Source organism: Aquimarina sp. Aq78, assembly GCF_900299525.1.
Classification (GTDB): Bacteria; Bacteroidota; Bacteroidia; order Flavobacteriales; family Flavobacteriaceae; genus Aquimarina.
Genome location: NZ_OMKA01000029.1, coordinates 736,272 through 759,885, shown reverse-complemented (window position 1 = coordinate 759,885; position 23,614 = coordinate 736,272). Strand labels below are relative to the sequence as shown.

Genomic DNA, 23,614 nt, shown 5'->3' with positions numbered 1-23,614 from the left:
GCGACATTATTATGGAAACGATCTTTATGTATATCATGCCAGTTTTGATTATTACTTCGGTAATTTACTATGTTTTAATAGTACCCAAAATTAGGAATAAGGCTTTTGTAGAGAATTCAAAAATAAAAAATGCTCTTATAGGGAAAGAAAAAGAAACTAGGCCTAAGTATTTATATGATGAAAATCGTTTTCAACCTATTTCAGAACTCATTGTAAACGAAGAGGTTTTAGGAATTACTGATTGTATGAAACGTAAATCAGGTAAACAAGTAGCAATAACAATGGTTGTTAATTTTTTAAAAGATTTTGCAGAAAGTCTGATAAGAAAATTCATGCATCGCGGTCTTGGTGTTATGGGAGGATATCAATTTTCTAGAGGCGATAAAGGCTTATTTTATTTAGTTATCTCTAATAAAGCATTACACTATCTGTTTTTTGATGAAGGAAAGTTAATTGAGCATCAACGATTTTCCTTTCATGAAATAGAAAATTTTAATCAAAATAGTGCAAATATGGCTGATCAATTTTTGAAAGGAGGAGCGATGAAATATCCAAAAATTAGTTTTAAAACAACAAAAGAACAATTTACATTTTTCTACACAGAGAGTATTGAATGCTACCCTAGCGGAGAACCTCTAGAGACAAATGCAATGTATGAAGTAAATCATTTATTTGTAACTCCTTTTAAAAATGAAATTAATCAAATTTGAATCATACTTAATTATAAAGTAAACTCTAACATGAAAAAATATATTTATTTATTATTAACACTATTTACGTGCTTTACTAATACCATTGTAAATTCTCAGCATTGTAATATCAATGGCGGTTTTAATGTTAATGATTGTATACGTTATGCATTTCCTTATGTATATGATCTTACCGGTTGTATCCCCAAATGGAGGGCCACGCATGGTACTCCGGATTTGTTAGGTACGAACAACTACAATACATGTGCTTGGATGTGGAGTAGAAACTCTGTTGGAGAAGGAATTGCAACTCAGTATCATTTTGAGGTAGGTATAGAGTACACCATATCATTTAGGATTGTAGCAAACGATTATAATGACTTAGAGGTAAGAAATAATTCATCTATAGTACTTGAAGCAGCAAATGATATTGGGACTAGTTTTAATATACTTTTCCCTTCCGTTGGGTCTCGAGAGGAAATATTCAATGGTTCTATAATACCCTATCTTAATGGGTGGCAAACTGTTACCCAAACATTTATTCCACAACAGGATTTTGCAGAATTATGGGTATATCCTCTTAACGTTGCCGAATGGCAAATTGGTGATCCGAAAGTAGGGGTATCCATTGATGATATTACCATAACACCAAAAAAGATAGATCCTGTTTTTGAGGTAGGTGAATTAAGTTGTCTAGAATATAATTCTTATAGTGTACCCTTATCGGGGCAATCAAATGCAGGGCTACATAGTTGGCATGTATATAAAGGGGATGACATTAATAACCCGGGGCCAGAAATTAGTAATGCAGGAGTTTTTGGAACACTCGATAATAATGTAACACTTACCGTTCCTTTTGATTCTGGGGACTCATTTATTATTAAACACGGTATGTGGAATAACTGCGAAACTTGGGTAGAATTCAGACAGGTAGTCCATGTTCCTTGCCCTACAGCGATAGATTCTTCTTTTACTTTTAAGGAAATATGTAGTAGTAATCTAACCAATAGGTTATCGGTTTATGGAAGCAAAAACCCATGTGATACATACCAGCAATATATCCTACGGGATGCTATTACCAATCAGGTTATCGAAACACTCGATTGGGCCGATATTAGTCCTAATAGCTATTTAGAAGGTTCTTTTGTGTTTCAAACACCATTAGAAAATGGAAAACAATATAAAATAGAACATGGGGTTTGGTCAGAAGATTGTATAGAATGGACACATCAAATACAAAGTTTTACTGCAAATTGTTCCCTTAGTGCAGATTGCAATTTCGAATTAGAGGAAATTATTCCTAGGTGTTGGGATCGGGCTTGTGATAATTGGGTAGGAGAATATGGGATCGCATCAGATCACCCTTGCTTAGAAACAATAAATCATGTAGAGTTCTATACTCCTGGGAATTGTTTAGGAACAAATTATACACTACACCCTCCAAACGGATTCTTTGTTGCAGTGTCGCCAATAAATGGAGGAGGTAGTTATATTGTCGAAGCAGATATTTATCTTAATAATGGAGAAGTTATTAACTTATCTAAAAGCTGGAGCCCTTGCCAGGTAGGAAATAGAACTGATGTAAGTGAGAATATAAATATGTCACCAAATCCTGTAAGAGCTGGAGAATACATAATTATGACAATCGAAAAAAAGGATCTTGCAATTGGAAAAATTGAACTATTTAATTCTATTGGAGTGCTTAATGTGTTGAATATTAGCGAAACAAATAAGAATCAAATGACATTTAAAATACCAGATCATCTTACCAGTGGTTTATATTTTATAAGAATGATAGCTAAAAATGGAGAAACAATGACGCAAAGCTTAATTGTGGAGTAGTGAAAAAACAAACCTAATCAGAAATAGAACTAATGAATACTAGTATAAAACTAATTACCTTTTTTATATCAATAATGTTAATCTCTTGTCAAAAAGAACCTTTAATAGAATCTCCCGAAGGATTAGAAAAAGCAAAATTAATAATCAATGATGAATGTGGAGAAGGAAGCGCTTTTCAGGAAATAGATATCATGTATAATCCGCAAACAGGTATGATTATAGAAATTGATATGATTAAAGATCAGGAAAGTAATATTCTTCTTCATAAAAATATGACTAGGGGAGAATGGACTTCAGGCCAGGAGAATCGGGTTGATATTGATCTTAAAGATTTTGCTTTTGATTGGAACGATATTGACTTTTCTATGATTACTAACTTGGCAGAAGAGAGTATAATTAGAACTGGTGAAGAAATCAGTAAAAAAGATTGGAAAGTAGGTGATATGTGGGTGTCTGGGATACAATTTGAAAAACCATATAGCAGTGGGGTAGATCGAGAAAAAAGAGAATTGAAACTACGTATTCTTGTTAATGCAGCCGGAATTAGTAATGTTTTTAGTTCTGAATACAACCAAAAAGGAGAACTTCTGGATTTTAGCTATTAGTTGAACTTAGCTTACTTTAAATTGTAAACATAGAAATATGATGGTAACCTTTATTAATCTTAAAATTTTGAAAGAATTTCAGAAACTTTAGAGTTTGATTTCTTAATATATAGCAAATGGAAAAAATACTGTTACTAGTATTGGTTTTAGCATCCTGTAAACAAAACCCAAAGAGTATCCATCCATTAGTGGATACAAATGAAGAACAAAAGATCGATGTAGAAGTAGAGTTACCAGAGATACATTTTTATGGAGAAACACTTCCTATGCATTTAGTTATCTCAGATTCATTAGCAAAAAAAATTGGCTTTAAACTAAAACGAGTTGGAGGAGATGTTATAAACCAAGAAATGATTATAAACGCAAAGAATAACAACAACAAAACACTTTTATTGCTTAATAAAAGATATGGAGAAAATTGGAGAGAGAATTTCGAAAAGGAAACAGGAAAAAAAATAAAATATTATTTGATTTTGAAATAGAAATTTTATTATAAGTTAAGAATACACATGAAAATCACAAGATGAGCTCTATATATGTCATATCAATTACTATATTTTTTTATACTGATATTATTAAGTCGTGTGTAACTCTCTACATAAAGAAACCCTATTAATTTCTTTAGCTAACGTCACTAAAAAAGTAAAAAAATAAGTAGATTTCTGAAGAAGTTGAATGAGTTTTAAATAACAGAATATCAAATAGATATAATGAAGTTAGTCAAGATTGAATAAATATTTCAGAATAAGCTGAATAGACACTAAAAGTTGGAGTAGGCATAATTAAAATAAAACAGAAATGAACTTTATAAAATTAGAACAAAAAATTGAAAAAGCAACTAAAAAGGCCTTTATAGAAATTTCTAATAAGTATAAAGATGAAGGAATATATTGCTTTTCACTTTATAGTGACGAAGGAGCAATGACTGTTTGCCCTTCTACAAACACAATTGATTTTTTGAAAAACTTGAATGAGGAAGAAAAAGAAGAGCTGACATATTACAAATTTGATCCTGTTGAATGGAAATATGAGATGATTGGTGGGGATGAGGAATTTGATGAAATATGCAAAGATTTAAGAACTGAACTTCATAAAAATGATTTTGAGAATGAGTATGAAAATGAAGAAACTTTTGTGATTTTTAGAAATCGTCTTTTTGAAATTTGTATTAATGTTCTTAAAAGATTAAAGACAGAGGGCTTTTTTAAAAAATATATCGGACAAGACATTTTTTTAACTTTCTCTGTTTCTGATTTCGAGTATGACCGTAAAGAACTTGAAAATATAATAATAGAACTGAATGATAATGAATATAAAAATGAATATTTAGAGTGGATGAAAACGTGGAAGGAATAAAAGCCGAACCCATAACACTTAGCGATGATTAATGCGATTTTTTACAAACTTGAAACAGAGACTTAATAGAAATTCTAAAATGTTATTTGAATAAATAACAACTTGATATTAGAATTTTTTACCACTCATTTACCCGATTCGAATCTAGCTTAATAAAAATAAAGAGTAAAATTGTAAACCCCCATAAACTTGAGCCCCCGTAGCTAAAAAAAGGCAGAGGAATCCCAATAGTTGGCATTAACCCTGTTACCATACCTATATTTATTGTAAAATGAATAAATAAGATGCCGACCACACTGTAGCCATATACACGACTAAATTGAGATTTTTGCCTTTCGGCCAGATGAATAAGCCGAATTAATAATAAAACAAATAGAGCTATAATCATAGTTGCACCCAGAAAGCCCCATTCTTCACCAACGGTACTAAATATGTAATCAGTACGTTGTTCTGGAACAAAACCTCCTTTGGTTTGTGTTCCTTCTTTAAATCCTTTACCAATCCAACCACCACTACCAATAGCAATCTGACTTTGATTGGTATTATAGCCTATACCTTTAGAATCTACTTCTTTACCTAAAACAATATTAAACCTATCTCTGTGTCTTTGTTCGAACACATGGTTAAAGATATAATTAACCGAAAAACAGAAGCCAGCTACGACAATAATAGTAAGAAGATATCTTGAGTATTTCGGTTTTCGTTTTCTATTTCTAATGAGTATAAAAAACATAATAGCTGCAACCGCCAGAACTACCCATATTGGATTAAAAAGTAATGTGAGGATAAATAATCCTGCGGCAGAAGCTCCAACAATTAGATATATAGTGGCCAGGCCTTCTCTATATAATGGAAAGAAAAAAGCAGCATAAACCAATGCACTCCCCGGGTCGGGTTGGGGTATAATAAATATGGCTGGTATTGCAATAATTAAAAAAGCTCTAACCTGATAGCCAAGAATTTTTATATTGGTTTGCATATCACTTAAAAATTTAGCCAGGGCTAATGCAGTACATGCTTTGGCAAACTCTGAAGGTTGTAGTCCGGCAGGTCCAATCTGATACCAAGATGTTGCACCGTTTATATTTTTTCCAAATACAAAAAGACCTAATAATGATAGTAATGATATTACATAAATCAACCCTGCAAAACGTTCATAAAATTTTGCTTCTATAGCCTGAGTAATAATAATCAATACTATACTGAAAAGAATCCAATAGGCCTGTCTAACATATGCCTGTGAGAAATCTGCCAATGAGAAAGCTTCATTCTCAGAAGAAGCAGAGTATATGTTTACCCACCCAAAACCAACAAGTAATAAAAATAATAAGACCGTTATCCAATCTATTGCTGCTACACTGGATCTTGCCATTATTGATTAATTTTAAAAGGTTCGCCACTATGGGGTTTGGCATATTCTTCTTCGAGGCTATGTGTAAGAATCCAATCTTCTAAATCTGTTCTAGAGATGACCCCGTTTATATGTTGTTCTATCATTAGCGAAGCGATTTTTCCGGCATAACGAGCACCCCAATATCCGTTTTCAACAAATACAGCTATTGCTATTTTAGGATTATCTTTTGGCGCAAATGCAACAAAAACAGAGTGATCGGTAAGTTGGGTCTTTTTTCCGTCAATTTTGGTGAAGTTTTCTGCTGTTCCGGTTTTTCCACAAATCTCAATACCATTAACTTGCAAGGATCTTGCAGTACCTTGAGTGTATACCTGATACATTCCTTCTATTACAGGCTCAAAATGTTCTTTGTTAATAGTTGTGATCTTAGGAATAGTATAGTTTTCATTTTCTATAGGCTTGGTGTCTATTGCTTTTATAATATGAGGAGTAAAATAATGCCCTCTATTTGCAATTGCTGCGGTCATATTTGCTAATTGTATAGGAGTAGAAAGTACTTCTCCTTGTCCGATAGCATTAGATAATGTCGCTGATGCATACCATTTATAAGTTGGGTATTGATAAATTTTATTGTAATATTTTGCGGTTGGCACTTTTCCTCTTTTTCCAGTTGGTAAATCATAACCCAAATAATTTCCTAAACCAAAACTTTCAACATGTTTCCTCCAGGTATCCATTCCTTCTTGCGGAGTATCATATTTCTCAATAATTCTTCGATATACTGTTGCGAAATATGCGTTACAAGAGTTCGCTATACCTGGAATCATATTTAACGGACTTCTATGAGAATGACAACCAAGTTTCCTTCCATTTTTCCCGTAATAATACCCCATTCTACAAGAAATACTTTCCTGAGTATCGATTACCCCTTCCTGTAATGCTATTAATGCATTAACGGTTTTAAAGGGTGATCCCGGAGGGTATTCTGCTTTTAAACCTCTGTCAAAAAGTGGTATTGCTATAGTGTCATAAACTAATCTGGTGAAGTTCGGAGATCTTTTTCGTCCTACTAATAATTCTGGTTTGTACGTAGGTGCGGTTATTAGTGCTAAAATTTCTCCTGTCGAGGGTTCTAGCGCTACAATGCCTCCTCGTTTATTTTCCATTAGCTTTTGCCCATATGCCTGTAGTTTTGAGTCTAGGGTTAGGGTAAGGTCTTTTCCATTTACAGGAAGGGTGTCAAATTTTCCACTTTTATATGGACCTATATCTCTATTAAATCGATCTTTTTGAATTCGTTTTACTCCTTTGATACCTCTAAGTTCATTTTCATATTGTTTTTCTACACCATCAATACCAATAAGATCTCCAGAGAGGTAATAAGTATCTTCTTTAATTAACCTTTCGTTGACCTCACCAATATATCCTAATACGTTTGCAGCATTAACAGTTTGATAATCTCTTAATGAACGCTTTTGGATATAAAAACCTTCAAATTTCCTCATTTTCTCCTGAAGATATGCATACTCATCTTTAGTCAATTGTGGTATAACAATAGAGGGCACCCTTGGAGAATAGACTCTAGCTTTTTTAAGTCTTTTTATAAGTTTATCTTTACTGATATTAAGAATAGAACAAAATTCTAAAGTATCAAAAGGTTTTAATTCCCTAGGGATAACCATAACATCATATGAAGGTTGATTGGTGACCAATAACCTTCCATTTCGATCATAAATAGCACCTCTTTGGGGGTAGTCGTAAATTACTTTAATCGCATTATCTTCTGATAACGAAGCAAAAGAAGTATTGTATATCTGCAAATAAAATAGCCTTGCAACAAAGACAATACCGGTAGTAATAATTATTAGGTAGAGTAGTAACTTTCTCATGAATCATTTCTTCTAAACAATACTAAAACCAACATGGTAATCACTATTGTAAATAAACTAGAAAATAACGTTTTTTTGATGATTAATAGTATGTGAGAGAAGTTAAAAATTTCTAACGAGAAAAGTACAATATGATGTGTTAAAACCATTAAGATTACATAAGCAAAACGCTCACCAAATCCAACATTGCTTAGTTTTACAGTTTGAAACTCATAACTAAGTCCGAATACCGACCGTAATGCTACTGGGCGAAAAAATGCAATAACGGTACAGGCGGCGGCATGTACGCCTCCAGAATCACCAAACATATCTATGATCAGCCCTAACATAAAACTTACTACAAGAAAAAGACCTTTGTTAATATTAATGGGAGCCAGAAGAATAAAAATGATATAGATATAAGGGTTTAGATATCCTAAAAAATTAATATGGTTTAAGATAAATACCTGGATTAAAACCAAAACAATGAATCTAACGATATGTAGTAAAGTATCCCTGTTCATGATCTAATTTTCTAAGCTTTTAATTTCTTCAATATCCCTGCTTTTAATAGCATAAATAAAGCCGATATCACTCATGTCGTTAAATAATTTGACATCTATTAAATAGTAGCTTTTATTTTGATTTAATTTATAATTAGCAATTGTTCCTATTCCTATTCCTCTAGGGAAAATAGTTGAACGACCATGTGTTATAATAGTATCTCCTTCTTTAAGAATTGCTTGTCTCGGAATAGTTTCTAACTGAACAATGTTTGGGTCTTTTCCATTCCAGATTAAAGAACCATACTGGTTAGATTTTTTCAGTCCCGCATTAATTCGAGAATTACTATTAAGGATAGAAATTACTCTACTATAATTTTTTGAAGTATTCTCTATAATTCCTATAATACCTTTATCTGTTATAACACCCATGTCGGGTACAATACTATCTTTTTCACCTTTATTAATCAAGATGTAGTTATCAATTTTGCTATAATCGTTTTTAATTACTCTGGCTTTGGTAAAAGTATATGGTTTATCAAATGATAGTGTGTCTAAATATTTTGTAGCAACAGAATCTGCCCCCAGAGCACTTAATTGATTACGAAGCTTTTCATTCTCATCTAATAATCGTTGGTTTTCCTTTTTTAAACCAAAATAATCACTCACAGAGTGTTGCCAACTATATAATTCTCCGCTTAAGAAATTAGTAGAACTAACAAATTTACTTCTATGGTATGAATGTGATTGTATAGTGAAAATCAGCGCTATACATAATAGCAGTAGAAATAGCAGAAAACGTTTATTCTTAATTAAAAAATTAATAATCTGCTGCATGATTTAAAGTATGATGACTTCTTTAGTTAAACGTTCTATGTTTTAGGCTAAGTCTTACTTAGCAAGTATTAAAGCAGGATAACGTAAAATCAGAAATTTAGGTATATTTCAGGAATGTTTTTTTAAAACATTATTTTATCAATACACTCTTATACCTGTTTAGGTTTTTTAGTGTAATTCCTGTACCACGTACAACTGCTCTTAACGGATCTTCTGCAATATAGACTGGTAAATCTGTTTTTTGTGATAAACGCTTATCTAACCCACGAAGCATAGAACCTCCTCCTGCAAGATATATACCGGTATTATAAATATCTGCAGCAAGTTCTGGAGGAGTTTGCGATAAGGTTTCCATTACTGCATCTTCGATACGTAGAATAGATTTATCAAGTGCTTTAGCCATTTCTCTATAAGAAATTTGAACCTGTTTAGGTTTTCCTGTAAGTAGATCACGACCTTGAACATTCATTTCTTCAGGTGGTAATTCTAAATCTTCTGTAGCAGCACCAATTTGTATTTTTATTTTCTCAGCAGTACGTTCTCCAACATATAAGTTATGTTGTGTACGCATGTAATATATAATATCATTGGTAAATACGTCTCCTGCAATTTTTACCGATTTATCACACACAATTCCTCCTAATGCAATAACTGCAATTTCTGTAGTACCTCCACCTATATCCACAATCATATTTCCTTTAGGTTGCATAATATCAACACCAATACCAATTGCAGCTGCCATAGGTTCATGAATAAGGTATACTTCTTTTCCGTTTACACGTTCTGCGCTTTCTTTTACTGCTCGCATTTCAACTTCGGTAATTCCTGAAGGAATACATATCACCATACGTAAAGCAGGTGCAAATATTTTTTTCTTCAATGCCGGGATATCTTTGATAAACATACTTATCATTTTTTCACTGGCATCAAAATCAGCAATTACCCCATCCTTAAGCGGGCGAATAGTTTTTATATTCTCATGAGTTTTTCCTTGCATCATGGCAGCCTCTTTTCCGGCTGCAATAATTTTACCAGTCATAATATCTCTGGCTACAATAGAGGGGCTATCCACCACTACTTTGTCATTGTGTATCACTAATGTGTTAGCGGTACCTAAATCTATTGCAATCTCTTCGGTAAAGAAGTCAAAAAATCCCATAAAAGTCAAAAAAAGGGGTTAAAATTCAGTAAATGTAATAAAATTAATGTTTAAAATGACGTGTTCCGGTCATAACCATTGCAATTCCGTTTTGATCACAGTAATCAATGCTCAATTGATCCTTGATAGAACCTCCTGGTTGGATCACAGCTTTAATACCTGCGTTGTCTGCAATTTCTACACAATCTGGAAAAGGAAAAAAAGCATCACTAGCCATAACCGCTCCATTAAGATCAAAATTAAATGCCTTTGCTTTCTCTACAGATTGCTTTAATGCATCTACTCTAGAGGTTTGTCCTGTTCCACTTGCTAATAATTGTTTTCCTTTAGTAAATACTATAGTATTTGATTTGGTATGTTTACAGATTTTTGATGCAAATAAAAGATCTTCTATTTGCTCTGATGTAGGCGCTACCTTAGTTACGGTCTCCAAATCTGTTTTAGCATCCGTTTTAAGATCTTTATCCTGAACCAATGCACCATTTAAACAAGTACGTACTTGCGTTTTTGGTAAATCAATATCTTTTTGTATTAAAATAATTCTGTTTTTCTTTCCTTTTAGTATTTCTAACGCTTCATTACTAAAGGAAGGAGCAATAACCACTTCGCAAAATAATTTATGAACTTCGTTGGCAGTCGCTGTTTCAATTTCGCTATTACTAATTAATATACCTCCAAATGCTGAAACAGGATCACCGGCCAATGCATCGACATAGGACTGAAGAACAGTTTCTCTTTGTGCTAAACCACAAGCATTGTTATGTTTTAAAATTGCAAATGTTGGTGACTCACCTTTAAATTCACTCATCAGATTTACTGCTGCGTCAACATCAAGCAGATTGTTGTAAGATAGTTCTTTACCATGTAATTTGTCAAACATGGTATCAAAATCTCCAAAGAAAAATCCTTTTTGATGCGGATTTTCACCATAACGTAATACTTTACCTTTGGTTTCACTTATTTTAAGAGAAGCAATTTCAAGACCACTATTGAAATAATTAAAAATTGCAGAATCATAGTGAGAAGATACATTAAAAGCTTTGGCAGCAAAACGTTTACGGTCTGCCAAAGAAATAGTTCCGTTTCCTTCAGAAATAATTTGTAAAAACTCGGCATAATCATCAACCGAAGCTACACAAGTTACATCGGCAAAGTTTTTGGCTGCTGCTCTAATCAAAGAAATCCCTCCGATATCTATTTTCTCAATAATATCTTGTTCAGGAGCTCCAGAAGCTACTGTTTTTTCAAAAGGATATAAATCTACAATAACAATATCAATTTGTGGAATCTCATATTGTTCAAGCTCTGCAACATCACTATCGTTATTTTGACGATTTAAGATTCCTCCAAAAACTTTTGGGTGCAATGTTTTAACTCTTCCACCTAAGATTGAAGGGTAAGATGTTACATCTTCAACAGGGATAACATCAATACCTAAATCTTTAATAAATTTTTCGGTCCCACCAGTAGAATAAATTGTGATATCAAGTTCGTCTAATTTTTTTACGATAGGTGCTAATCCGTCTTTACTGAATACAGAAATTAGTGCAGATTTAGCAGTTTTTGTGTTGCTCATGAGAAAATTTAGTTAGTAAAACGCAAAAATAGCAATTTAGTACCCAATTAGACAATCAATTATGTGTAATTGTTTTCAATAAATTGTAACAAAAATATAAGGAAAACGTCCTATATTTAAATAATCTAAAATCCAGTCCAAAAAATAGAGCATGCTAATCTATCTTAGAGTACTTAAGGAAAGTTTTAATTTTGCTATTAATGCACTTAGAAATAATAAGTTGCGTACATTTCTTTCGCTGTTAGGTGTTACGATCGGGATTTTTTCAATTATAGGAGTTCTCGCTGCGGTAGACTCATTAAAACAAGAAATAAAGGGAAGTATAAGCTCTCTGGATAATAGTACAATTTATCTTATGCGTTTTTCTTTTGGTCCTTCTGATATACCACAATGGAAACGAGAACAATTTCCTGATGTAACTTTTGAGGAGTATCAATATATTAATAGATCAATGCCTGATCTTAAAGCGGCCAGTTTTATTTTGAATGTAGCTCCTGAAACGATTAAGTATGAAGATAATAGTGTAAGTAATGTAGAAATTGCACCAGTTACCAATGATTATTATGATATTGAAGAATTACAGGTCGTAAAAGGAAGATTTTATAACGAACAAGAATCTGTGGCAGGCGCTCCGGTAATCGTCATAGGAGATGAGATAGCGAATAGCCTGTTTGGATCAAGTGATCCCATCGGAAAAAAAGTACGTTTATATGGAAGAAAACTTACCGTAATAGGGGTGCTTCAAAAAGAAGGAGCAGGTCTCTTTGGAGATAGTAAAGATACAGCGGTTATTCTTCCTGTTAATCTGGTTAGAAGGATTTATGGAGATAATAATAAATCGTCTTTTCCTGCTATCATCATTAAACCAGAATCTGGTATTGATGTACCAGAATTTGTAGCAGCCTTAAAACAAAAAGTAAGAGCATATCGAGGATTAAAGCCGGATGAAGGGAATAACTTTTTTGTAAATCAATTACAAGGGTTTACAGATTTTATAGATAATATAACAGGTACAATGTCTACTATTGGAGGTTTTATTGGGATGTTTTCACTTCTGGTAGGAGGTTTTGGAATTGCTAATATCATGTTTGTCAGTGTTAAAGAACGAACAAACCTAATAGGTATACAAAAAGCATTAGGAGCTAAAAAAAGATTTATATTGTTTCAGTTTCTCTTCGAAGCGATTATTCTTGCAATTTTTGGTGGGCTAATTGGACTTTTATTGGTTTGGTTAATTTCAATATTTGCCTCACAGTTTACAGGAGATTTTAAGTTTATACTTTCTAGTTCTAATATGTTTTGGGGAATGTTCTCTTCTACAATAATAGGTCTGATTGCAGGTATTCTACCTGCATTGTCAGCTTCAAAATTAGATCCTGTAGAAGCAATCAGAACAGGGATGTAACCTTTATAATAGTTTTAAAATCGAGTTGTTCAATATTAATAGTTATGTTTTCCTGTTTACTTTAGCTTAAATTTTAAAATTACTTCATGAGTTCCATTGTTATAAGTATTTATATCAGATGTAACATGTTCATATGCATATCCAATACTTAATATATTTTCTAAAAAGCTAGCCGTAAAAAATGCCGTTATACTCTCGTCTAATCGATAATTTGTTCCTAGCTCTATTCGCTCTTTATATACTATTGAAGTTGTAAGGTCCAAAGATATAGGAGCATTGTTTACGATTTTACCTAGTACAGAGGGGCGTAACTTAAAATCATTACTAAGATCAAAATCATATCCTCCACCCAAAAATACTTGCAAATCATCGCTGGCCGAAACAGGGTTTAAGCCTTCTTTTTCATATCTATCATTAGATAGGAGCCCAGGTGCAGAAAGTGATATATAATACTTTTTAGCTTTTAGGTAAAACCCTACACCTACATTGGGGTTGAATGTACTTACATTTTGGGTAAATAATGGGTCGTCTTCAATTCCAACTTCATTAAGGTTTATTTTTAAGAAAGACCCTCCGACTTTAACTCCTGCATATAGATTTAAGTCTTCGGCAACTTTTATTTTATATGAAAAGTCAGCATAGAGATGTGTTTCATCCAACACAAAAACCTTATCACTTACAGCAGTTAGTCCAATTCCGACATTTTTACCTACTGGGGAGTTTATATTAAAATTAAGAGTTTCTGGGCCATCCTTAACTCCGGCCCATTGACTCCTTACTGCAAATAATGCTTCTAGATTGCCGTTAGTACCTGCATAGGCAGGAGTAATTACATTCATATTATATCTATACATACTAAAATGGGGGTCTTGCTGGGCGTTACCAGTGAATGACATGGTGATAGCAAAAACTATATATTTTAAATACTTCATTTTACCTTTTTTTTGTTGATTTTGATGGAAATAATAACAGCTAAACTCTTCTTTTTTCAAACTATACATCTTAATAGTTTATATAAATCCATCCGACAAGGGGTGGTGCTTCTTTACTACCTGTTTCAATGATGTAGTAATATGCTCCGGCAGGTAGCTTGCCATTTCCAAGCGCTAAACGGCCATTAGAGATTCCATTCCAATTATTTTGATAACTTTTGGCTTCAAATACTTTATTACCCGATCTGCTAAATATCTGGATGTAGTGATTAGGGAAATCTTCAATCCCGTCTATTACCCAGGTGTCATTTATTCCATCTCCATTAGGAGAAAACCCTTTGTCAAACGTAAGTGTTGTTGTTGGAGTTTTTTCCTGTGTATTAATAGTAAAGTTTACAGAATCTGTTGCTCCTATTCCTGTATTACCTGCATTATCTATTATCCCGGTATTGTCCAATGTAATGATATTTACGTTTTCGATTATTCCTGCAATTGGTGTATAGGTAGCGGTGAAAGTGATGTTTCCGTCAATAGAAGTTACAGAAGTAAGGGTTCCATTAGGTACTGTTAAACCGGTATTGCTAAATCCAGTAACAATTTCAGAAAAGATCACGGTTAGTATTGCTGTTTCCCCGCTGGTTAGTGTGGTGTCGCTAATGGTTATTGTTGCTGTCGGAATAGCTGTGTCTTTAATTTTCGTATCTATGGCAGTACTACCCGTATTTCCGTTTGTATCGGTAAGTGTTACACTTAGTGTAATAGTTCCATCACCTAGTGTGCTTAAGTCGATCCCTGATATGGTTTGCCCTGCAGTTGTAATTGTTCCAGATCCGGTTGCATTGGTTCCTCCCCCAGAACTACTAAATGTATAATTGTATGTAGCACCTACTTCTGCATTACTAAATGTATAGCTTACCATATTCTCATTATCAATGTTGATAGGATCTTGATTTATTACAACCGAATACCCTGTTGGTACTCCAGCATCTTTGATTTCGGTATCTGTTGTGGCACTTCCTGTATTTCCATTTACATCGGTAAGGGTTACGCTTAGTGTAATGGTTCCATCGGCTAATCCACTGAGATCGATCCCTGATATGGTTTGCCCTGCAGCTGTAATTGTTCCAGATCCCGTTATATTGGTTCCTCCACCAGAACTACTAAAAGTATAATTATATGTTGCTCCTATTTCTGCAGAAGAGAATGTATAGCTTACTGCATTGTCATTAACATCACTGATAGGACTCTGATCTATTACTACAGAATACCCCGTTGGAGCCACAGTTTCTTTGGTTTCGGTATCTGTTGCAGCACTTCCTGTATTTCCATTTACATCGGTAAGCGTTACACTTAATGTAATGGTTCCATCACCTAGTGCGCTAAGATCGATTCCTAATATGGTCTGTCCTGTAGTTGCAATTGTTCCGGATCCTGTTACATTGGTTCCTCCACCAGAACTACTAAAGGTGTAATTATATGTAGCACCAACTTCTGCGCTGCTAAATGTATAGCTTACTGCATTGTCATTCCCTGCATTGATAGGGCTCTGATTTATTACAACCGAATACCCTGTTGGTGCTCCAGCATCTTTGATTTCTGTATCTGTTGCGGCACTTCCTGTATTTCCATTTACATCCGTGAGCGTTACACTTAATGTAATGGTTCCGTCGGCTAAACCACTAAGATCTATGCCAGAAATAGTTGCTCCTGCAGAAGCTACAGTTCCAGATCCAGTTACTGTTCCTGCTCCTCCTGAAGTACTAAAGGTATAGTTATAAGTAGCGCCAACTTCTGCGCTGCTAAATGTATAGCTTACTGTATTATCATTCCCCGCATTGATAGGACTCTGATTTATTGCGACCGAATACCCCGTTGGGGCCACAGTTTCTTTGGTTTCGGTATCTGTTGCAGCACTTCCTGTATTGCCGTTTGTATCGGTAAGCGTAACACTTAATGTAATGGTACCGTCGGCTAATCCGGTCAAGTCGATTCCTGAAATAGTTGCTCCTGCAGAAGCTACAGTTCCCGATCCGGTCACTGTTCCTGCTCCACCAGAAGTACTAAATGTATAATTGTATGTAGCACCAATTTCTGCACTGCTAAATGTATAGCTTACTGCATTGTCATTCCCTGCATTGATAGGACTCTGGTTTATTGCGACCGAATATCCTGTTGGGGCCACAGTTTCTTTTGTTTCGGTATCTGTTACAGCACTTCCCGTATTTCCATTTACATCGGTAAGTGTTACGCTTAATGTAATGGTTCCATCGGCTAATCCGGTCAAGTCGATTCCTGAAATAGTTGCTCCTGCAGAAGCTACAGTTCCTGATCCGGTCACTGTTCCTGCTCCACCAGACGTACTAAAGGTATAATTGTATGTAGCACCAACTTCAGCAGAAGAAAATGTATAGCTTACTGCATTGTCATTCCCTGCATTGATAGGACTCTGATTTATTGCGACCGAATATCCTGTTGGGGCCACAGTTTCTTTGGTTTCGGTGTCTGTTGCAGCACTTCCCGTATTTCCATTTACATCGGTAAGTGTTACGCTTAATGTAATGGTGCCGTCGGCTAGTCCAGTCAGATCTATGCTAGAAATAGTTGCTCCTGCAGAAGCTACAGTTCCTGATCCGGTCACTGTTCCTGCTCCACCAGAAGTACTAAAGGTGTAATTATATGTAGCGCCAACTTCAGCAGAAGAAAATGTATAGCTTACTGCATTGTCATTCCCTGCATTGATAGGACTCTGGTTTATTGCGACCGAATATCCTGTTGGGGCCACAGTTTCTTTTGTTTCGGTATCTGTTACAGCACTTCCCGTATTTCCATTTACATCGGTAAGTGTTACGCTTAATGTAATGGTTCCATCGGCTAATCCGGTCAAGTCGATTCCTGAAATAGTTGCTCCTGCAGAAGCTACAGTTCCTGATCCGGTCACTGTTCCTGCTCCACCAGACGTACTAAAGGTATAGTTGTAAGTAGCACCTACTTCTGCACTGCTAAATGTATAGCTTACCGCATCATCATTTCCTGCATTGATAGGACTCTGATTTATTACGACAGAATATCCCGTTGGAGCAACGGTTTCTTTTGCTTCGGTATCTGTTGCAGCACTTCCTGTATTTCCAGCTATATCAGTTAATGTTACGCTAAGTGTAATGGTACCGTCGGCTAACCCACTCAGGTCAATTCCTGAAACAGTTGCTCCTGCAGAAGCTACTGTTCCTGATCCGGTTACCGTTCCTGCTCCTCCAGAAGTACTAAAGGTATAATTATATGTAGTACCAACTTCAGCAGAAGAAAATGTATAGCTTACTGCATTGTCATTACCCGCATTAATAGGACTCTGATTTATTGCGACCGAATACCCCGTTGGTACTATATTATCAACTACAAAATTTTCAGGAGTATTTATTGATGAAGTATCAGTTAATGCATTTCCTAAAGTATCGGTAATATTCTGTGAGACTACAAATCCTAAAGATACAGTTCCATTAAGAGTTGCTAAATTACCTCCTGAAACGGTTACAAAAAAGGTGTTATTTCCTTGGTCAGATACATTGGTAACAGTTCCTGTTGTTCCTGAAACAGAAAAATCATCTGCAGTTACATTAGTCACAGCTTCATTAAATAAGACTGAAAAAATAAGAGTATCAGCATTGGTTGGTGATGTTGCTGGAGTTTGTCTAGTAATAGACTGTACCCTTGGAGCAGTAGTATCTGAGCAGATTTCAAAATTATCAACAGCCAGGTACACAAAACTAGATAAAATCTCTATTTCTATTTCATCTATATTAACAATGCTAAAATCTGATGATCCATCTGTAGCAAAATTTACCTGAAAAAAACCATTGTTACCATTTGCTGTTGTAGTAGGAAAACCTGTTGTCTTGGTAATGGTATAAACTGTTGCTCCAGCTACTTTACCTCGTATTGCTAATGTGCCATCTGCCGTTGGAGTTGTCCCTGCTGCCACAGAAGATACATAGAAGTATGTAGTATTAGCTGCAAATAAGGAATTATCCGTTGTTTTTATGGAATATGAACCTGCTCCAGCACCATTATTCTCTAAAAATTTATCTGAATTACCAACTCCTGCATTAACTTGATTCTTGACTACCAACCCATTTGTTGAAGAAAGAGGTCTTCCATTACTAGTAAAAGCAGAAGCACCATTTGTAAAAGATTCAAAGCTTTCTGCGAAACAAGCGGATACGGTATGATTTTCTCCACTTGTAAAAGCAGGAGGACCACTGTTTCCTAATGCATCTTCAATATTTGTAGAGGCATTAAGGTCGATGCTAATGGTACCCTCACCAGAAATATTATCAACAGTTACTGTATAGATATTATTAGATCCTGTTATGTTAGTAATATTTCCTGTTGTTCCCGTGGCATCTACCGAAAAATCATCTGTTGTAACGTTGCTTGCATTTTCATTAAAAGTCACGATAAAACCTACAGAAGTGTCTAATGTTGTTGGATTTCCAGAAACGACTATACTTTGTACTTCTGGAGCAAACGTATCTACAATACCTTCTTCACAAAACTCGAAATGATCAACCGCAATATATACGAATGCTGATCCTATTATTATTTCTATCTCATCTACATTGGTAGTTGTATAATCAGCTGCACCATCAGTGGCAAAATTAAGGTTGAAAAAACCATTATCACCATTTGAAGTTGTAGTAGGAAAACCTGTTGTTTTGGTAATGGTGTATACAGTGGTATTTGCTACTTTACCATTAATTGTTAATGTGCCATTATTAGTAGGAGTGGTACCAGCTACTATAGAAGAGAGATATAAGTCTATAGTTTTCATAGTAAATAATTCTCCACCAGTAGTTTTTATTGAATATGCTCCTGCACCACTACCATTGTTATCTAAATATTGATCTGACCCACCAGCTCCCGCATTGTTTAGATTAAAAACATCTAACCCGTTAGTAGAAGTAAAGGGAAGTCCATTACTACCAAAAGTGTTATCTGCAACACTGAAATTTTCAAAATCCTCTTCGAAACAAGCAGAAATCGTATGTATTTCTCCTGCTGTAAAAGCATTAGTGTTGCCATTAGTTCCGTTACCATTCCCTAGATCATCAATAATATCTGTTCCACTATTAAGATCAATACTGATGGTACCTTCTCCAGAAAGACTATTTACGGTTACGGTATAGCTGGTCCCAGAACCACTTATGGCTGATATCGTTCCTGTAGCACTACCTGTAGGATCAACAGCAAAATCATTCATTGTTACATTACTGGCATTTTCATTAAAAGTAACAATAAAATCAACCTGATTAGATGTGGTAGGAGGGGTGCCGCTTAATGCGATGCTGACAATCAATGGTGGAGCAATGTCTACGGGAACATTTTCTGGGCCAAATGAAAAATCATCAACAGCAATGTAATTAAAACTTCCAGTTATTTCTAATTCTAATTCGGTAATATTAGTTAAACTATAATCTGCGGCACCATCAGTGGCCAAATTGATATTAAAAAACCCATTATCTCCACTGAAATCAGTAGGAAAACCAGTAGTCTTGGTAATAGTAAAAACCTCACTGACTCCAGATTTTCCTTTCAAAATAAATGTGCCATCAGCTGTAGGGTTGTTACCACCATCAGATGAAACATAAATGTCAAGGTGCTTCATTGTAAAGGCTGCTCCATTTGTTGTTAAGATAGAATAGACTCCTGGCCCCGCTGTTGCGCTTTCTATCCATCGATCAGAATTTCCTGATCCAAATCCTGGAATACCATTACTAACCAAACTGGTGTTTGAAGAAAACGGTAACCCAGTATTTACAAAGGTTGATGCTCCATCAGAAAGAGATTCAAAGGTCTCAGTAGACTGAGCTTGCACTCCATTTATTCCCCAAAGTATTATAGAGAATATAAAGTAGGTTTTAAGGTATAATTGTTTCATAATTTTGATTTTAAAAGCACGTTATTCTAACTAACTGTGATTTCCCAATTAGGAATATTTTCTATACTATATTTTATTTTAAATTTGCTCTGTTTTTGCAAGTTATATAGAGAAGTCAAGCAATATGGATTTGTAATTAGCGAGTCTTCATATTGTAGTTGAAAGGTATCGAACACTTTGATGTAGGTATAAATACAGACATCAGGGGTTTCTTCATAATTTTTCGGAATAGGATACCACTTGCTTTCAAAATAACTTGAATCTACTATATCTTTATTTTCACTTTTGGTAAGAGAAAATAAGGTTTCAACAAATTTTCTTTTTGTATTTTGATTGATAAGATTAGCTACATGATATGTATTATTGTATTGGTTAAGAAATGGTTCTTTGGAAAAAAAAGAATACCCTAATGTTATACTAATTTCTTCAGGGATTAATATACCTCCTTCGATGAGTTGAGGAGCTAGATTTTGTGTTATCGCTACTTGTGGTTCTTTGGTTAACGCATGAAACATTGTTTCGGCAATGATAATGTGTAAAGGAATGTTTTTGTTGTGTTTGTATTGCGTGGCGTCTGCTATAGTAATATCTGATATATAAGTTTTATAGCCTAATTCTGAAATTATTTTTTTTACTACGACTATAGAACTTTGATTAATGTCTATTAGGGTGGCTTTAATATATTTTGATTCAAAAAATGAAAGTAATGGTAAAAGCAATGGAGCATAGGGGCCACAACCAGCATAAAGAATGTTTATTTCTGTGTTTGGGAATTTTTGTAAACATGTACTTATGGCTTTATATATACCTCTTAAAAAACAGGCGGTTCTTTTATAATCCTTAATACAATCTGAAGCATGTTTTTTTGATAGAGCAATTCCGTTTTTCAAAGTGATATCACCTTCATTGTCTTCTTCGGTTTGAAATTGAGCATAAAAATTATAGAGATCCAAAATAAGTCCTGCATCGTTTTCTTTTGAAGAATGTAGTAACCATTGAGTTATATCATGTATTTTTTTTATGCTTTTGATCATTATAATTTTGATATATACAAAGAGGTAGTTAACTACCTCTTTGTATGTGTTTTTAGTTTCTAGAAGGAAAAAGCCCTTGTAGGCATATGATGTAATTTATAGCTAGAAATGGTTGTATATTATTTATAGATTGATTTCCTCCTGTGTTTCCTGTTACTACAGAGTCTGTATTTAATGTAATATCTGGTGTTGTAGTATTAAACCCTTCGGTAGGAAAAAAAGATCTTCCTGATCCCTCTCCAGGAGTGGCTATTGATGTGCCATTAGTAGCTGTACTTTGCGTTGCATTCATAGAGCTTACTCTTGCTGCTCCAGTATGGTTATGAGCAGGTATTTGTGTAATATTTAAAATATTGATAGCTGAGCCTCCTTTTTGCCCTTCTCGATATGAAGGTAAACCTGGCCCTGTACCAGGACTAATAGGAGTTCTTCCTCTTAAATCAGGAAGCCCAAATGAGGTTCTGCCGTCACCTCCGTAAGTAGTTCCTAATATTGAAAATAATGCTTGGTTAGAGTTTATAGCTAATAATTGTCCTTCGCAAAGTGCCCAGGCTCTTGGGGCAAAATTACCAGCAAACATTCGTACTTCTCCTAGTGTTGGTTCCATAAGTTGTTGGTTTTGAATTGATGTTTTTTTTGTTCAAATAATAGGTTTAGACTTCTTAATTTCTAGAAGGAAAAACTCCTTGAAGGCAAATAATGTAGTATACAGATAAAAAAGGCTGCATGTTATTAATAGATTGATTTCCTCCTGTGTTTCCCGTTACAACTGAGTTTGAGTTTAAAGTAACGTCGGGAGATGCAGTATTAAATCCTTCGGTAGGGGAGAATGATCTTCCTGATCCAATTCCTGGAGTAGCAATAGATGCTCCGTTGGTAGCTATAGATTGTGTAGCATTACCAGAGCTTACTTTTACGGCTCCGATATGATTGTGAGAAGGGAGTTGTGTGACATTAAGGATGTTTGTTGGCGCACCTCCTTTTTGCCCTTCTCTATATGAAGGTAGACCAGGTCCATTTCCTGGTCCAATAGGAACGCGACCTCTTAAATCTGGTAGTGCAAAGGTGGTTCTGCCATCTCCTCCGTAAATGGTTCCCAAGATTGAAAATAAAGCTGTGTTTTGAGAAATAGCTATGAGTTGTCCTTCGCAAAATGCCCAGGTTCTTGGCGCAAAATTACCTGCAAACATGCGAACTTCTCCGATCATTCCTTCCATAATGTGTTGGTTTTAAGGTTTGTAATTAGTTGTTTTGAGTTTGTTTTTATATTACACTATGTGTTTTAGGTGTTTGATGCAAGGTTGTTGTAAATAAATGTCCTTGTCGTATTCCTAGATGTACATATTTAGTTCCGGTTAGTGTACCTGCATCAGAATTAATGATGTTTAATTTTATAAGTTTTCCATACTTACAACATACATACAAACCTTCTTGAGGATGTGCATGAATAATTTCTCCAGGTGTTTTTCCTAACAATGGTACTTGGGTATCAACAGGAGAGACTTCTAGTATTTTTATTGGAGATCCTTGATAATAAGTCATTGCTCCACCGTATTTCGGGTTACAAGCATTTACCAGGTTTTCAATCTCATCTGCTGTCTGTTCTTCCCAATTAATAGTCGTTTGTAAGGAGGATGGTCTTCTGTTATAAAATGACAGTTTAGATGATTGAAGCTTGTAATTATTCGAATTTTGAACCAATTCAATAGCTTGCTCAGTTAAATTCTTCAGCAAATAACTCATTTTAGAATTTACCATTCCTAACGTTTCTCCTGGGATTATAGAAACAGGATGTTCTAAGAGAATTTTTCCGGTATCCCATTCTTCATCAATTTGATGTATAGTAATGGCGGTATTACTCTCTCCTTTTTTGATAGACCAGAATAGTGGATCAGGACCTCGATTTTCTGGTAATTTCCCATAATGAATATTTAAAAATCCATATTTGGGAATGTGCAATATGTCTTTCGGTACTTTTAATGAGAAACCACAAACTAAGACTAAATCAGGAGAGGTGTTTAGTAACCAATCTTTAAATTGGGTTAAAATGTTTTTGTTATTAATAACAAAAGTTTCTATTCCTTCTTGTTTGATTAAATCTAAATAATTAGGATTTGATTGCTGAGATGCTATTTCCTCCACGCAAATGGCGTGAAGAGATTTGTTTTGATGTAGATATTGATATAGCGTTATGCTAGTTGGAAAACTTCCTATAAGTATAATTTTCATGTTCATAAATTAAACCGGTTTGATTGTTGGTTTATTTGTAAATGACAATAGCAGCCTTTTTAACTTTATCTCTTTTTCAAAGAAAACAGAAAGTTAAAAACCAGTCAATACGTATAATTACTTGATTTTGACAGATATGTTAGCTTAAAATAGCCTGGGAATGATTGCTTAAAATTTGCAATACATGAGATAATTCGTGATGCTTTTAGATATAAACTTCTTTACAATAAAGCTTATTTAGGGGTAATTAGAGAATTAATAAGCGTATTTACAATTTAGAATATCAAAGTATA

At 34.5% G+C, this 23,614-nt stretch carries 18 protein-coding genes; 6 read left to right on the top strand and 12 right to left on the bottom strand.

Annotated elements, in window-relative coordinates; translation table 11 throughout:
• Positions 1 to 11: 11 nt before the first annotated feature.
• From DG435_RS22660 to DG435_RS22640, 5 genes are all read left to right on the top strand, one after another.
• Positions 12 to 710, top strand: coding sequence for a hypothetical protein (locus DG435_RS22660; protein WP_106791905.1), 699 nt, complete (start codon positions 12 to 14; stop codon positions 708 to 710).
• Between the two features lie 30 nt (positions 711 to 740).
• Positions 741 to 2,531: a T9SS type A sorting domain-containing protein gene (locus DG435_RS22655; RefSeq protein ID WP_106791906.1), complete on the top strand. Its 1,791-nt coding sequence runs from the start codon at positions 741 to 743 to the stop codon at positions 2,529 to 2,531.
• A gap of 32 nt (positions 2,532 to 2,563) precedes the next feature.
• Entirely contained in the window at positions 2,564 to 3,136 is a 573-nt protein-coding gene (locus DG435_RS22650) for a hypothetical protein (protein WP_159025512.1), read from the top strand.
• Positions 3,137 to 3,252: 116 nt separating this feature from the next.
• Positions 3,253 to 3,618: a hypothetical protein gene (locus DG435_RS22645; RefSeq protein WP_106791908.1), complete on the top strand. Its 366-nt coding sequence runs from the start codon at positions 3,253 to 3,255 to the stop codon at positions 3,616 to 3,618.
• A 316-nt stretch (positions 3,619 to 3,934) separates the two neighbouring features.
• Entirely contained in the window at positions 3,935 to 4,492 is a 558-nt protein-coding gene (locus DG435_RS22640) for a DUF4303 domain-containing protein (RefSeq protein WP_106791909.1), read from the top strand.
• Positions 4,493 to 4,610: 118 nt separating this feature from the next.
• Here the strand turns inward: DG435_RS22640 and rodA are convergent, their stop codons facing one another.
• The 6 genes from rodA to purH all read right to left on the bottom strand — a co-directional run bounded on the left by rodA (position 4,611) and on the right by purH (position 11,789).
• Complete coding sequence (rodA, locus tag DG435_RS22635; protein WP_106791910.1) at positions 4,611 to 5,864, bottom strand: rod shape-determining protein RodA; 1,254 nt, start codon at positions 5,862 to 5,864, stop codon at positions 4,611 to 4,613.
• A complete protein-coding gene (gene mrdA / locus DG435_RS22630; protein ID WP_106791911.1) occupies positions 5,864 to 7,735 on the bottom strand; it encodes a penicillin-binding protein 2 in 1,872 nt (623 codons plus the stop codon). The genes rodA and mrdA overlap by 1 nt, the downstream gene beginning before the upstream one ends.
• A complete protein-coding gene (locus DG435_RS22625; protein WP_024772406.1) occupies positions 7,732 to 8,238 on the bottom strand; it encodes a hypothetical protein in 507 nt (168 codons plus the stop codon). Before DG435_RS22625 ends, mrdA begins: the two co-directional genes overlap by 4 nt.
• 3 nt (positions 8,239 to 8,241) lie before the next feature.
• On the bottom strand, positions 8,242 to 9,054 hold the full coding sequence (gene mreC, locus DG435_RS22620) for a rod shape-determining protein MreC (RefSeq protein WP_106791912.1): 813 nt from the start codon (positions 9,052 to 9,054) through the stop codon (positions 8,242 to 8,244).
• A 130-nt stretch (positions 9,055 to 9,184) separates the two neighbouring features.
• A complete protein-coding gene (locus tag DG435_RS22615) occupies positions 9,185 to 10,213 on the bottom strand; it encodes a rod shape-determining protein (protein ID WP_024772404.1) in 1,029 nt (342 codons plus the stop codon).
• A gap of 43 nt (positions 10,214 to 10,256) precedes the next feature.
• Positions 10,257 to 11,789 (bottom strand): bifunctional phosphoribosylaminoimidazolecarboxamide formyltransferase/IMP cyclohydrolase, encoded by a 1,533-nt coding sequence (gene purH / locus DG435_RS22610; RefSeq protein WP_106791913.1) that lies wholly within the window; start codon positions 11,787 to 11,789, stop codon positions 10,257 to 10,259.
• A gap of 151 nt (positions 11,790 to 11,940) precedes the next feature.
• Here purH and DG435_RS22605 point away from each other — a divergent pair, with 151 nt between their 5' ends.
• On the top strand, positions 11,941 to 13,194 hold the full coding sequence (locus DG435_RS22605) for an ABC transporter permease (protein WP_024772402.1): 1,254 nt from the start codon (positions 11,941 to 11,943) through the stop codon (positions 13,192 to 13,194).
• A 56-nt stretch (positions 13,195 to 13,250) separates the two neighbouring features.
• Here DG435_RS22605 and DG435_RS22600 read toward each other — a convergent pair whose 3' ends face one another.
• The 6 genes from DG435_RS22600 to DG435_RS22575 form a co-directional block, all read right to left on the bottom strand.
• The gene (locus DG435_RS22600) at positions 13,251 to 14,126 is read right to left on the bottom strand and encodes a type IX secretion system membrane protein PorP/SprF (RefSeq protein WP_159025513.1); all 876 of its coding nucleotides are present in this window, start codon (positions 14,124 to 14,126) and stop codon (positions 13,251 to 13,253) included.
• A gap of 70 nt (positions 14,127 to 14,196) precedes the next feature.
• Entirely contained in the window at positions 14,197 to 20,058 is a 5,862-nt protein-coding gene (locus DG435_RS22595; protein ID WP_108840671.1) for an Ig-like domain-containing protein, read from the bottom strand.
• Positions 20,059 to 20,084: 26 nt separating this feature from the next.
• Positions 20,085 to 21,092, bottom strand: coding sequence for a hypothetical protein (locus DG435_RS22590; RefSeq protein WP_106791917.1), 1,008 nt, complete (start codon positions 21,090 to 21,092; stop codon positions 20,085 to 20,087).
• 52 nt (positions 21,093 to 21,144) lie between these two features.
• Positions 21,145 to 21,699 (bottom strand): phage tail protein, encoded by a 555-nt coding sequence (locus DG435_RS22585; protein WP_106791918.1) that lies wholly within the window; start codon positions 21,697 to 21,699, stop codon positions 21,145 to 21,147.
• Between the two features lie 55 nt (positions 21,700 to 21,754).
• Positions 21,755 to 22,309 carry a phage tail protein gene (locus DG435_RS22580; RefSeq protein ID WP_106791919.1) on the bottom strand — a complete coding sequence of 185 codons (555 nt, stop codon included), beginning with the start codon at positions 22,307 to 22,309 and terminating at the stop codon, positions 21,755 to 21,757.
• A gap of 46 nt (positions 22,310 to 22,355) precedes the next feature.
• A complete protein-coding gene (locus tag DG435_RS22575) occupies positions 22,356 to 23,321 on the bottom strand; it encodes a methionyl-tRNA formyltransferase (RefSeq protein ID WP_159025514.1) in 966 nt (321 codons plus the stop codon).
• Between the last annotated feature and the right edge of the window lie 293 nt (positions 23,322 to 23,614).

Excerpts from the sequence above, each read along its gene's own strand:
- DG435_RS22585 (WP_106791918.1), bottom strand. The coding sequence starts at position 21,699 with ATGGAACCAACACTAGGAGAAGTACGAATGTTTGCTGGTAATTTTGCC.
- DG435_RS22590 (WP_106791917.1), bottom strand. The coding sequence starts at position 21,092 with ATGATCAAAAGCATAAAAAAAATACATGATATAACTCAATGGTTACTA.
- mrdA (WP_106791911.1), bottom strand. The coding sequence starts at position 7,735 with ATGAGAAAGTTACTACTCTACCTAATAATTATTACTACCGGTATTGTC.
- DG435_RS22660 (WP_106791905.1), top strand. The coding sequence starts at position 12 with ATGGAAACGATCTTTATGTATATCATGCCAGTTTTGATTATTACTTCG.
- DG435_RS22655 (WP_106791906.1), top strand. The coding sequence starts at position 741 with ATGAAAAAATATATTTATTTATTATTAACACTATTTACGTGCTTTACT.
- DG435_RS22595 (WP_108840671.1), bottom strand. The coding sequence starts at position 20,058 with ATGAAACAATTATACCTTAAAACCTACTTTATATTCTCTATAATACTT.
- DG435_RS22605 (WP_024772402.1), top strand. The coding sequence starts at position 11,941 with ATGCTAATCTATCTTAGAGTACTTAAGGAAAGTTTTAATTTTGCTATT.
- DG435_RS22575 (WP_159025514.1), bottom strand. The coding sequence starts at position 23,321 with ATGAAAATTATACTTATAGGAAGTTTTCCAACTAGCATAACGCTATAT.
- DG435_RS22580 (WP_106791919.1), bottom strand. The coding sequence starts at position 22,309 with ATGGAAGGAATGATCGGAGAAGTTCGCATGTTTGCAGGTAATTTTGCG.
- DG435_RS22625 (WP_024772406.1), bottom strand. The coding sequence starts at position 8,238 with ATGAACAGGGATACTTTACTACATATCGTTAGATTCATTGTTTTGGTT.
- DG435_RS22645 (WP_106791908.1), top strand. The coding sequence starts at position 3,253 with ATGGAAAAAATACTGTTACTAGTATTGGTTTTAGCATCCTGTAAACAA.
- rodA (WP_106791910.1), bottom strand. The coding sequence starts at position 5,864 with ATGGCAAGATCCAGTGTAGCAGCAATAGATTGGATAACGGTCTTATTA.
- purH (WP_106791913.1), bottom strand. The coding sequence starts at position 11,789 with ATGAGCAACACAAAAACTGCTAAATCTGCACTAATTTCTGTATTCAGT.
- DG435_RS22650 (WP_159025512.1), top strand. The coding sequence starts at position 2,564 with ATGAATACTAGTATAAAACTAATTACCTTTTTTATATCAATAATGTTA.
- DG435_RS22600 (WP_159025513.1), bottom strand. The coding sequence starts at position 14,126 with ATGAAGTATTTAAAATATATAGTTTTTGCTATCACCATGTCATTCACT.
- DG435_RS22640 (WP_106791909.1), top strand. The coding sequence starts at position 3,935 with ATGAACTTTATAAAATTAGAACAAAAAATTGAAAAAGCAACTAAAAAG.
- mreC (WP_106791912.1), bottom strand. The coding sequence starts at position 9,054 with ATGCAGCAGATTATTAATTTTTTAATTAAGAATAAACGTTTTCTGCTA.
- DG435_RS22615 (WP_024772404.1), bottom strand. The coding sequence starts at position 10,213 with ATGGGATTTTTTGACTTCTTTACCGAAGAGATTGCAATAGATTTAGGT.